This is a genomic window from Allobosea sp. 10L422 (genome assembly GCF_056395345.1).
Map to the genome: position 1 here is coordinate 175,117 of NZ_JBFTJI010000009.1, position 11,496 is coordinate 186,612.

General features: G+C 67.2%; 11 protein-coding genes. 2 read left to right on the forward strand and 9 right to left on the reverse strand.

All coding sequences use genetic code 11. The features are described from left to right. Nucleotides 1-16 precede the first annotated feature (16 nt). The 8 genes from AC1DEZ_RS18605 to tkt form a co-directional block, all read right to left on the reverse strand. Nucleotides 17-961: a tetratricopeptide repeat protein gene (locus AC1DEZ_RS18605; protein WP_476780337.1), complete on the reverse strand. Its 945-nt coding sequence runs from the start codon at nt 959-961 to the stop codon at nt 17-19. Continuing rightward, entirely contained in the window at nt 934-1,587 is a 654-nt protein-coding gene (locus AC1DEZ_RS18610) for a thiamine phosphate synthase (RefSeq protein ID WP_476780338.1), read from the reverse strand. Before AC1DEZ_RS18610 ends, AC1DEZ_RS18605 begins: the two co-directional genes overlap by 28 nt. Then, complete coding sequence (locus AC1DEZ_RS18615) at nt 1,584-2,738, reverse strand: benzoate/H(+) symporter BenE family transporter (protein ID WP_476780339.1); 1,155 nt, start codon at nt 2,736-2,738, stop codon at nt 1,584-1,586. Before AC1DEZ_RS18615 ends, AC1DEZ_RS18610 begins: the two co-directional genes overlap by 4 nt. A 167-nt stretch (nt 2,739-2,905) precedes the next feature. Further along, complete coding sequence (gene fba / locus AC1DEZ_RS18620) at nt 2,906-3,988, reverse strand: class II fructose-bisphosphate aldolase (RefSeq protein WP_476780340.1); 1,083 nt, start codon at nt 3,986-3,988, stop codon at nt 2,906-2,908. 139 nt (nt 3,989-4,127) lie between these two features. Further along, a complete protein-coding gene (locus tag AC1DEZ_RS18625) occupies nt 4,128-5,321 on the reverse strand; it encodes a phosphoglycerate kinase (protein ID WP_476780341.1) in 1,194 nt (397 codons plus the stop codon). Next, on the reverse strand, nt 5,318-5,815 hold the full coding sequence (locus tag AC1DEZ_RS18630) for a hypothetical protein (protein WP_476780342.1): 498 nt from the start codon (nt 5,813-5,815) through the stop codon (nt 5,318-5,320). Before AC1DEZ_RS18630 ends, AC1DEZ_RS18625 begins: the two co-directional genes overlap by 4 nt. A 70-nt stretch (nt 5,816-5,885) precedes the next feature. Next, nucleotides 5,886-6,896: a type I glyceraldehyde-3-phosphate dehydrogenase gene (gene gap, locus AC1DEZ_RS18635; protein WP_441472912.1), complete on the reverse strand. Its 1,011-nt coding sequence runs from the start codon at nt 6,894-6,896 to the stop codon at nt 5,886-5,888. A 120-nt stretch (nt 6,897-7,016) separates the two neighbouring features. Beyond that, nucleotides 7,017-9,014 (reverse strand): transketolase, encoded by a 1,998-nt coding sequence (tkt, locus tag AC1DEZ_RS18640; protein WP_476780343.1) that lies wholly within the window; start codon nt 9,012-9,014, stop codon nt 7,017-7,019. A gap of 343 nt (nt 9,015-9,357) precedes the next feature. On the opposite strand from tkt, the gene AC1DEZ_RS18645 reads away from it, so the two are divergent. Then, complete coding sequence (locus AC1DEZ_RS18645) at nt 9,358-9,678, forward strand: DUF4164 family protein (RefSeq protein WP_441510204.1); 321 nt, start codon at nt 9,358-9,360, stop codon at nt 9,676-9,678. Between the two features lie 20 nt (nt 9,679-9,698). Beyond that, entirely contained in the window at nt 9,699-10,067 is a 369-nt protein-coding gene (locus AC1DEZ_RS18650; RefSeq protein WP_476780344.1) for a cell division protein ZapA, read from the forward strand. Nucleotides 10,068-10,248: 181 nt separating this feature from the next. Here AC1DEZ_RS18650 and pal read toward each other — a convergent pair whose 3' ends face one another. Then, on the reverse strand, nt 10,249-10,761 hold the full coding sequence (pal, locus tag AC1DEZ_RS18655; RefSeq protein WP_441473018.1) for a peptidoglycan-associated lipoprotein Pal: 513 nt from the start codon (nt 10,759-10,761) through the stop codon (nt 10,249-10,251). Nucleotides 10,762-11,496 lie beyond the last annotated feature (735 nt).

An 11,496-nucleotide genomic window follows, 5' to 3' on the forward strand; every position in this document is an offset into this window, starting at 1 on the left:
GTCACTTGCGCGGCTCTTACTGCGCCGTCAAGACGGCGCTGCTGATGCGGCTGGCCGCAATGCGCGCGGCGCGGGCCTGCTGTTCGGGCTTCAGCCGATCGAACAGGCCATCCAGCGCGGCGTCGTCGAGCCCTTGGGCGCGGGCTGCGAGGTGCCAGGCGGCGGCCTCGATCGTATCCGGCGGAATGCCGAGGCCGAACTGGTACAGCTTGGCCAGACGGTTCTGGGCGATCGGGTTGCCGAGCACCGCGGCGCGCTGGAACAGTTTCGCCGCGTGCGCTTCGTCCTTGTTCACGCCGATGCCGTTGAACAGCATGATCGCATATTCGACCATGCCGGGAACATTGCCGGCCGCAGCCGCCTGCTTCATCCAGCGTGCCGCCGTCTCCTCGCTGGCCGGCATCCCGCGGCCCTGCTTCGCCAGCACGCCCAGGGCATGCATGGCGTCCGCGACATTGGATTTGGCGGCGATCTCCAGGCAGGCGACGGCGCGCTGGTCATCCGCCTCGCGGCCGGTGGCGAGCAGGGTCAGCCCAAGATTGTAGTTCGCGGCCGGATGGCCGGCCGCGGCAGCCTTCTCCAGCAGGGCGCCGGCGCGGGCAGGATCGCGCTTGCCGCTCTTCTCGTCGAGAAGCTGGGTCGCCAGGGCGAAGGCGGCGTTGATGTCGCCGCGCGCCTCGGCCCGCTCGTACCATTCCGTCGCGACCTTCTGGTCGGGCGCAACGCCGAGGCCCTGGCGATAGAGTTCGCCGATCAGCGTCATCGCGGCGGCGTCGTTGTTGTCGGCCTCGACGCGCTTCAGAGCCTCGGACAGCGCCCGACGATAATGGCCGACCTGATAGGCTCCGTAGGCGTTGTCCGCGTAGGCGGCAGCGCCGGCCGGCACCGCCGCCAGCAGGGTGCCGGCGAGGCAGGCAAGGCGCAGGAGCTGCTTCATCGCGCCGTCTTTCGCGCCGAGCACGCGGCGATCGCGGCATTGGCGGACTCGACCAGGGCGCGGATATCCTGCCCTTCCTCGAAGGCCCAGGCGCCGAGGGCGACGAATTCTGCGCCGGTCTCGACCAGCGCAGGGATCGATTCGGCATCGGGCGCGTAGGCGACGCAGGGCGTCTCGAAAATCTCGGCCCACCAGCCGGCGCGCTCGATCACGGCCGTGAGCGGAGGAACGCTGCCATCGGCGCGCGGCTCGCCGAACATGACATAGTCGACGCCGGTCTCGCCGACATCCATCGCATCGTGCCGGGCCCGCAGGCCGCCAGCGCCGATGATGCGCTCGTTCTTCAGGCTGGAGCGGGCCTCGGCGATCGCTTCGGGACCGCCGGTGACGTGCACGCCGTCGGCGCCGCCGCGGGTCGCGACGAGCGCGCTGTCCTCGACGACGAGGGCGACATTATTGGCCTGGACCGGCGCGGCGAGGCGCTTGACGCGCTCGATGCGGCTGCGGTCGTCGCCGGGCGTGAGGCGCAACACGATGGCGGCGATGTCGCCGCCGGCCATCGCCTGCATCAGGCGAAAGGCGATCGCCTCCGCGTCCTCGACGGGCGGGGTGACGAGCATCAGGCGGGTGGGAGAGGAGTGCGTGGTCATGATCGGCTGCGCAAACGGCCCGCAGCGAAGTCCAATGTCAAGACCGCAAGCCCGGCAATGAGACTCCAGAAGGCCGAGCCGATGCCGAACAGCGAAAGACTCGACGCCGCGATGCAGAAGGCGATCACGGCGGCGAAGCGCTCCTTGTCGGAAGACATCGCCTGGGCAAGCGCGCCGGTGAACGAGCCGACGAGCCCCAGGCCGGCGACCGCCACGATCAGCGCTTTCGGCAGAGCAAGCAGCAGCGCGATCAACAGGCCGGTGCAGCCGGCGACGGCGAGATAGGCGAAGCCGTAGAGCACGCCCGCCTTCCAGCGCTGCTTTGGATCGGGATGGGTGTCGCCGCCCGTGCAGATCGAGGCCGATATCGCCGCCATGTTGGTCATATGCGCGCCGAAGGGTGCGGTCACCAGCGATGCAAGGCCGGTGACGAACAGGGCCGGGGCCGTCGGCGGCTTGTAGCCCGCGGCGCGCAGCACGGCGAAGCCCGGCAGGTTCTGGGCGGCCATGGTGACGAGATAGAGCGGGACGCCGATACCAAGCATGGCGGCAATATCGAAGCGCGGCGTGACGAATTCGAGGCCGGTGAGTGCGATCTCTCCCGCCGGCCAGTGAGCGAGCCCGCCCGCGAAGCTGATGACGATCCCGGCGACCAGCGCGGCGATCACGCCGAGGAATGGGCTGACCAGCCGCGCGACGAGGAAGATCGCGAGCAGCGGCAGCACGAGCGCGGGCGAAAGTCGCATCTCGTCGAAGACCGCGACGACGAAGCGGAAGATGACGCCCGCCAGCATCGCCGAGGCGATCGGCATCGGGATGCGCTCGATCAGCCGGCCAAGGGGACGGAAGGCGGCGGTCAGCATCATCAGCACGGCGGCGATGAGGAAAGCGCCGACCGCCGAGGCCATATCGAAGCCGCTGGCGGCCGCGATCAGGGCGGCGCCGGGAGTCGACCAGGCGCAGATCATCGGCATGCGATAGCGCCAGGACAGCCAGAGGCTGGCGATGGCCGTGCCGATGGCGAGCGCGGCGACCATGGAGACGGTCTGGCCGGCAGTGGCGCCGAGCGCCTGCGCCGCCGAGAGGATGACGGCCACGGAGGCCGCGAAACCGACGAAGACCGCGACCAGGGCTGAAAAGACGATCGACATGGGATTGCGGAGGTTCGGGCGGCGGGGCCTTGCCGTTGAATCAGAAATCGGCGCGCACGGAAAGAGCATCGCATACATGCCGGCCGCAACCGGAGCGATGCGCCCGGCCCAGACAAAGACGCCCGGCACGAGGCCGGGCGCTGGAAATCTGGCTATCGTCGACGCGATCAGGCCGCCTTCTTGGCGCCGAAGGTCGGGTCGAGCTCGCCCTTGGCGTAGCGCTTGGCCATTTCGGCGAGCGTGATGATGCGCTTGATCTTCGAGGCCTGGCCGGCGGTGTTGAACTCCTGCAGGCGTAGCGTGCAGAGCTTGGTCATCGCTTCCATGGCAGGCTTCAGATATTTGCGAGGGTCGAACTCGCCGGGGTTCTCGGACAGGATCTTGCGGATCTGGCCGGTCATCGCCATGCGGTTGTCGGTGTCGATGTTGATCTTGCGGACGCCGTGCTTGATGCCGCGCTGGATCTCCTCGACCGGCACGCCCCAGGTCTGGGGCATCTTGCCGCCATACTGGTTGATGATGTCCTGGAGGTCCTGCGGGACGCTCGACGAGCCGTGCATGACGAGGTGCATGTTCGGCAGCTTCTTGTGGATCTCCTCGATGACGTTCATCGCCAGGATCGCGCCGTCGGGCTTGCGGGTGAACTTGTAGGCGCCGTGCGAGGTGCCCATGGCAATGGCGAGCGCATCGACCTTGGTCTCGGCGACGAACTTCACGGCTTCGTCGGGGTTGGTCAGGAGCTGGTCGTGGCTGAGCTTGCCCTCGAAGCCGTGGCCGTCTTCCTTCTCGCCTTCGCCGCTTTCGAGCGAACCCAAGACACCGAGCTCGCCTTCGACGGAGATGCCGCCGAGATGGGCCATGTCGGTGACCGTCTTGGTGACGCCGACATTGTAGTCCCAGTCGCCGGGGGTCTTGCCGTCGGCCTTGAGCGAGCCGTCCATCATCACGGAGGTGAAGCCGGCCTGGATCGCGGTCATGCAGGTCGCCGGCTCGTTGCCGTGGTCGAGATGCACGCAGACCGGGATGTGCGGATAGATCTCGGTGACCGCGTCCATCATGTGCTTGAGCATGATGTCGTTGGCGTAGGAACGCGCGCCCCGCGAGGCCTGGATGATGACGGGCGCGTCGGTGGCATCAGCCGCCGCCATGATCGCCAGCGCCTGCTCCATGTTGTTGATGTTGAAGGCGGGCACGCCGTAGTCGTTCTCGGCGGCGTGGTCGAGCAACTGGCGAAGCGTGATACGGGCCACGATTGGCACTCCCCTTTGGCTAATCGATATGAGCTTGGATGTAGTGCGTAAGCACCACCGGCGCAAAACTAAAGCACTGACATGCTGAAAATGCGAAGGGCCGCTCCGTCGCCGGGCGGCCCCTGAAAAATAGTCGGAATCAGGCCTTCCGCAGCGCCTCGACGCCCGGCAGAGCCTTGCCTTCCATCCATTCGAGGAAGGCGCCGCCCGCCGTCGAGACGTAGGACAGGCTGTCCGCGACGCCGGCATGGTTCATGGCCGAGACGGTGTCGCCGCCGCCAGCGACCGCAACGAGTTTGCCTGCCTTGACGTGCTTGGCCGTGGCCTTGGCGACAGCGACGGTCGCGGTGTCGAATGGCGGCAACTCGAAGGCGCCGAAGGGGCCGTTCCAGACCAGCGTATTCACCTTCTCAAGTCGCAGCACGACCTCGGCGATGCTGAGCGGGCCGGCATCGAGGATCATCTCGTCCGGCTCGACTTCATCGACCGGCACGACCCGGTAGCTGGGATGCGCCTTGAATTCGCGCGCCACCAGCGCGTCGACGGGGAGCAGGATCTCGCAGCCGGCGGCCTTGGCCTTGGCCTCGATCTCGCGGGCGGTGTCGAGCAAGTCATGCTCGCAGAGCGACTTGCCGACGTCGACGCCGCGGGCGGCGAGGAAGGTGTTGGCCATGCCGCCGCCGATGGCGAGCACGTCGACCTTCCTGACGAGGTTGCCGAGCAGCTCGAGCTTGGTCGAGACCTTGGCGCCACCGACGATCGCCATCACCGGGCGGGCGGGATTGTCGAGGCCGGCGGAAAGCGCCTCCAGCTCGGCCTGCATGGTGCGCCCGGCATAGGCCGGCAGCACATGGGCGAGGCCCTCGGTCGAGGCATGGGCGCGGTGCGCGGCCGAGAAGGCGTCGTTGACGTAGATATCGCCATTGGCGGCGAGCGCCCTCACGAACTCGGCGTCGTTCTTCTCGTCACCGGCGTGGAAGCGGGTGTTCTCCAGCAGCAGCACATCGCCGTTCTTGCCCGCGGCGACGGCCTTGGCGACTGCCTCACCGATGCAGTCGTCGACAAAGGTGACGGGGCGGCCGAGCGCCTGCGTCAGCGCCGGCACGATCTGCTTCAGGCTGTTCTTGTCGTCGCGGCCCTTGGGGCGGCCGAAATGGGCGAGCAGGATGACCTTGCCGCCCTTGTCGGCGATCTCGCGGATGGTCGGCATAACGCGGTCGATGCGGGTGGTGTCGCTGACCTTGCCGTCCTCCATCGGGACGTTGAGGTCGACACGGACGAGGACGCGCTTGCCTGCAAGATCGGCGTCGTCGAGGGTGCGGAAGGCGGTCATCGCGTCAGCAGGCTCCCGAACAGGCCGGGGACGCCGAATTTTAGCACCACAATGGTGAGCGCGACAGTCAAAGCGGCCGTTACGATGGCGGTCAAAAACAGTGTGCCGGCGCGCGGCGTGGCATCGACGCGGTCGCGCAGGGCGGAAATCTCACCGCGGATCGCGGCAAAATCCATCGTGCCGGCGGCGGCGTCGACCTTGTGGGCGCTGCGTTCCAGCGAGGCCTCGGCGCGGGTCAAGACGGCTTCGTAGCGCGCGAACTTCTCCTCGATGCGCGCGGCCTTCTCCTCGATGCGGGAGAGCTGGTCGAGCTGGCGCGGATCGGGCTTCGACGCGGCCTCGGCGGAGGCCGGCACGGCGGAGCCGACGACGACGGCGGGCGCGGGCGATGCAGGCATCGCGGCTGCGGGAGCGGGGCTGAATGCGGGGGGCGGCGTCACGGCGGGTGCCTCGACAGGCACCGGGGACGTAACGGTCGGCTCGATCTTGGCCATGGGCTCTCCGTAGCGTGGCGGAAATGGCGGGGCCGCGCCACGGGCGGCACGGCCCCGCTTCAGTGATGGATCAGAGCAGGGCGCCCATGGCGACGGCCGTGTCGCTCATGCGGTTCGAGAAGCCCCACTCGTTGTCATACCAGGACAGCACGCGCACGAACTTGTCGTCCATGACCTTGGTCTGGTCGAGGGCGAAGGTCGAGGAATGCGAGTCGTGGTTGAAGTCGATCGAAACGTTCGGCTGGTCGGTGACGCCGAGGATGCCCTTCAGCGCGCCGCGCTTCGACGCCTTGATGATGGCGTCGTTGATCTTCTCGACCGAGGTCTTGCGCTTGGCGAGGAACTTGAAGTCAACGACCGAGACGTTCGGGGTGGGAACGCGGATCGAGGTGCCGTCGAGGCGGCCCTTGAGATCGGGGATGACGAGGCCGATCGCCTTGGCGGCGCCGGTCGAGGTCGGGATCATCGACATCGCGGCGGCACGGCCGCGGTAGAGATCCTTGTGCATGGTGTCGAGCGTCGGCTGGTCGCCGGTATAGGCATGGATCGTGGTCATGAAGCCCTTGTCGATGCCCACGGCGTCATGAAGCACGCGCACGACCGGCGCGAGGCAGTTCGTGGTGCAGGAGGCGTTGGAGACGACGAGGTGCTCCTTGCTGAGCTCGCCATGGTTGACGCCGTAGACGACGGTGAGGTCGGCGCCGTCGCAGGGGGCCGAGACCAGCACGCGCTTGGCGCCGGCCGCCAGATGCGCGGCCGCCTTCTCCCTGGTGGTGAAAATGCCGGTGCATTCCAGCGCGATGTCGACGCCGAGCGCCTTGTGGGGCAGGTCCTTGGGGTCGCGGATCGCGGTGACCTTGATCGGGCCGCGGCCGACATCGATCGTGTCGCCGGAGACGGTCACGGTGCCGGGGAAGCGGCCGTGGACGGAGTCGAAGCGGAAGAGATGGGCGTTGGTCTCGACCGGGCCGAGATCGTTGATCGCGACGACCTCGATGTCCTTGCGCTTCGACTCGATGATCGCGCGCAGAACGTTGCGCCCGATGCGGCCGAAGCCGTTGATCGCCACCTTAACCGTCATCTCTTCCTCTCCTTCGCCGAGCGAACCGGCGTGAGCCGTCGCTATCCACGCGGGCAATTCGGCCAAAGCATGGCCGAACGCAAGGCCTCTGTTGGGAAACTCAGCTTTTCGCCCGAAGAATCAGGCGTTGTGCTGCTTCAACGCGGCTTCGGCGACGGCTTCCGCCGTGATGCCGAAATGCTTGTAGACGTCCTTGTAGGGGCCGCTCGCCCCGAAGGAGTGCATGCCGACGAATGCGCCGTCATGGCCGATCACCGCATCCCACCCGAAGCGGACGCCGGCCTCGACCGCGACCTTGACCGGCGCCGAGCCGATGATCGCTGCCTGGGTGGCCTCGTCCTGCTGGAGCAGCAGCTCGAGCGAGGGCACCGAGACGACGCGCGCACGCACACCCTTCTCTGCAAGCAGCTTGCGGGCGGCGACGGCGAGTTCGACCTCGGAGCCCGAGGCGAAGAGCGAGACCTGGGCCTTGCCGCCCTCGGCCGCGAGCAGTTCGTAGGCACCTGTAGCCGAGCGGTTCTTCGGGGAGGCGTCGGTGCGCAATTGCGGCAGGTTCTGGCGCGACAGTGCCAGCACCGTCGGCCCGTCCGTGTGTTCCAGCGCTGCCTGCCAGGCTTCCGCCGTCTCGATGGCGTCGGCCGGGCGGAAGACGCGCATGTTCGGCATGGCGCGCAGCGAGGCGACCTGCTCGACCGGCTGGTGGGTCGGGCCGTCCTCGCCGAGGCCGATCGAGTCATGGGTCATGACATAAATGACCGGCAGCCCCATCAGGGCGGCGAGGCGCATCGACGGGCGGGCATAGTCGGCGAAGACCAGGAAGGTGCCGCCGGCGGTGCGGAAGCCGCCATGCAGGGTGATGCCGTTCATCGCGGCGGCCATGCCGTGCTCGCGGATGCCGTAACGGACATAGCGGCCCTTCGGGGTCTTCGGCGTGAAGTCCTCGGCCGCCTTGGTGCGGGTGTTGTTCGAGGGCGTCAGGTCGGCCGAGCCCATCACCAGCTCGGGCATGACCGGAATGATGGCTTCCAGCGCCAGCTCCGAGGCCTTGCGGGTCGCGACGGCCTGCGGCGCGGCGATCAGCCCCTTCTTGTGGGCGAGGATCGCCTTGTCGAGCTTGGCGGGAACCGTGTGGCCGAGACGGCGCTCGAACTCGCCGCGCTTGCGCTCGGAGAGCGCACCGAAGCGGAGGAGCCAGTCCTTATGGGCGAGATGGCCGGCCATGCCGTAGCTGCGCCAGGCCTTCAGAACATCGGCCGGAACGTCGAAGGGGCCGCCGGTGATGCCGAGGTTCTTCTTGGCTGCGGCGAGCTCATCGGCGCCCAGCGCCTCGCCGTGGGCCTTCGAGGTGCCCTGCTTATGCGGCGCGCCGAAACCGATGATGGTCTTGCAGGCGATCATCGTCGGCTTGTTCGACTTCTGGGCGCGGCGGATCGCAGCCTCGATGGCGTCGGGGTCATGGCCGTCGACGCGCTCGGAGCGCCAGCCGCAGGCCTTGAAGCGCGCGACCTGGTCGACATTGTCGGTGATGGTCAGCGGGCCGTCGATCGAGATGCCGTTATCGTCCCAGAAGACGATGAGCTTGTTGAGCTTCTGGTGGCCTGCAAGCGCGATCGCCTCCTGGCTGATGCCCTCCATCAGGTCACCGTCGGACGCCAGCACATAGGTGTGGTGGTCGACGACCTTCTTGCCGAACTCGGCGGCGAGCATGCGCTCGGCCATCGCCATGCCGACGGCGGTGGCCAGACCCTGGCCGAGCGGGCCGGTTGTGGTCTCGACGCCCTTGGTCTCGAAATTCTCGGGGTGGCCGGGCGTGACGGAGCCGAGCTGGCGGAACTTCTTGAGGTCGTCGAGCTCCATGCCGGGCGTGCCGGTGAGATAGAGCAGGGCGTAGAGCAGCATCGAGCCATGGCCGGCCGAGAGCACGAAGCGGTCGCGGTCCGGCCAGCGCGGATCGGCGGCGTCATACTTCATCACGCGGGTAAACAGCACGGCGGCGACGTCGGCGGCGCCCATCGGCAGGCCGGGATGGCCGGACTTGGCCTTCTCGACGCCGTCCATCGCCAGGCCGCGGATGGCGTTGGCGAGCTTGTCGTGCTGGGCGCGGTCGATGCTGGTCATGATGGTCTCACAGGGCTCCGTCGGGCGGGCGGGAGGGCCGGGGCCGGCCAGCGCGACAGCAGGCCGGTGAGGAGGGAAGGCAGTCTTGCAGCCGCTTTTGGCGAGCTTGGAAAGGACGGGTGGATTAGGCCCGGCGCTCCCTTCGAGTCAATTCGCGGAGGAAGGCTTTCAGGGTCGCAGGCGCCGCTTTGCCGCGGTTTTCCGCAGATGGCGCGTCAGCCGCGGCGGGCAAGCCCTTGTAGGGGCGCGATTCCGCAGCTTGAGACCGATTCCTGTTTTCCGGCATTTTGCTGTAAATTCAGGCACGAATCGTGTGAGCCGGCTTCGGTCTGAAAGGAGAACGATGGTGGCGAGCCTGATGCTGGACAATGCGCTGGCGCGCCTCGACAGCGCTCTGGGGCAGCTCGAGGCGGCGGCGCGGCGGCGGATCGAGGCGGAACGCGGCCGGGGCAATCTCGAAACCGAGCTGGCGCTGATGCAGGACGACCGGGCACGGCTCGCGGCCGATCTCGACGGTGCAATGGCGCGGCTCGGCCATGTCGAGACTGCGGCCGCCGATGTCGACCAGCGGTTGCTGCGGGCGATGAACGTCATCAGCGCAGTGATCGAGCGGGTGCAGGCGCAGCAGCCGGCAGAGCCCGAACCCGAGCACGAGGCGAGCTAAAGCGGAAGGCAGGAGGACGAATGCCGCAAGTTAACGTCATGATCGCCGGCAAGGCCTACCGCATGGCATGCGGCGAGGGCGAAGAAGCCCATCTCGAAGGGCTGGCTCAGTTCTATGACGAGAAGATCGGCGAGATGCGGCAGGCCTTCGGCGAGATCGGCGACATGCGGCTGCATGTCATGGCCGCGCTGATGGTCGCCGACGAGGTCCATGAGTTGAAGCAGCGGCTGGCGAAGATCGAATCCGACCTCGCCGCGACGCAGGGCGATGCGGGCGCAGCCGACCAGCGCCTGAGCGAGGTCGAGGACCGCGCGGCGGAAGCCCTGGTCGCAGCGGCCGAGCGGATCGAGGGCGTCGCGAAGAGCCTGCTTCCGACTGTTGCGGGCTGATGAACATGAGTCGTGCTCGGACTTGACCGGAGCATCTCCGAGCGAAGAAGGCTCCGCAGTTTTGTCCTGCTGGAAATTCTCTGCTCCGCGCTTCGCTCCGCCCGAGAATGCGGGCATCAATAATGGAAAAGCCCCGGACGTTGCCGTCCGGGGCTTTTTTCTTATGCAGCTCAGGCCGTGATCAGACGCCCGGGGCGCCGCCGGCGCCGTCCAGCACCGTGACGGAGCGGCGGTTCTGCGACCAGCAGGAGATGTCGTTGCAAACCGCGACCGGGCGCTCCTTGCCATAGGAGATGGTGCGCATGCGGTTGGCCTGGATGCCGCGCGAGGCGAGGTAGTCGCGCACCGTCTGGGCGCGGCGGGCGCCGAGAGAATAGTTGTATTCGCGGGTGCCGCGCTCGTCGGCGTGGCCCTCGACCGTGAAGGTGTAGCGCGGATAGCGCTGCAGCCAGCCGGCCTGCTTGTCGAGGGTGGCGGTGGCGGTCGAGGTCAGGTCGGTCGAGTCGGTCTCGAAGAAGACGCGGTCGCCGACATTGACGACGAAGTCCTGCGCGCTGCCCGGCGTGGCGGCGCCACCGGCACCGAAGCCCGAGGCGTCGGCGTTCTGGTCCTTGGCGCAGGCGCCGAGCGCGAGTGTGGCGGCGATGGCAGCGGCGAAACGGACGGAACGGCCGCCGGCGAAGAGAGTGGTCATCATGGCTGAACTCCGGGCGATCAAAATTTGTGGCGGCGCGCTTCGAAGAGGGCTTCGCGTGGCTCCCATCAATGAAGCGTCAACCTAAACGAGACCTTGCCAGAACAAGGCGAAGTGGCGGCATTGCGGCGTATGGTTAACCAATCATGGCGAAAGATCTTTGTGCGCCCGGCTGTGGCCTCGGTGACACAGGCGGTCGGAGCAGGTTTTCGAGATCGCTGGAAGCCGGCCGTGAACATCGGCCGGGGCGCATCCGCTCCCAATCCATCTGAGACATTTGAAAGACCGGTATCTGGCGACCGGGTTTGGCCCTTTTCTGGCGTTTAGGACGGCCGCGTTCAGACAATCCGATTTGCAGCGTACCTGACGGAGCCAGAATAGGAGTTCTTGGGCCAGAGTACGGTTCCCAGGCGCGAACGAAGATCGTCGCGGCGCTCCCTCCCCAGATCAGGTCAGGCGGCTTGTTGCCCTGTCAGTCGCCGCCGAACTCCACGCGTTGATGGGGGGCGGCAACAGGAGTATCCTGCGACGATCAACCCTAACGTGAGAGTGCGTGTCGGCGGGCACCAATTCCTGGAAAGTCGGACGTGCAACAGCGCGCGCTCGCTGCCCTGGGAGCACCTTAGCTTAATCGCCTTCCGCCACGCTGCGCTAGAATACTCGAACCTGAGCAGAATTTCCGAAGATGCATAGCCGCAACGGGATGCTTCACCCCCGGTATTGCCTGGTCGATTC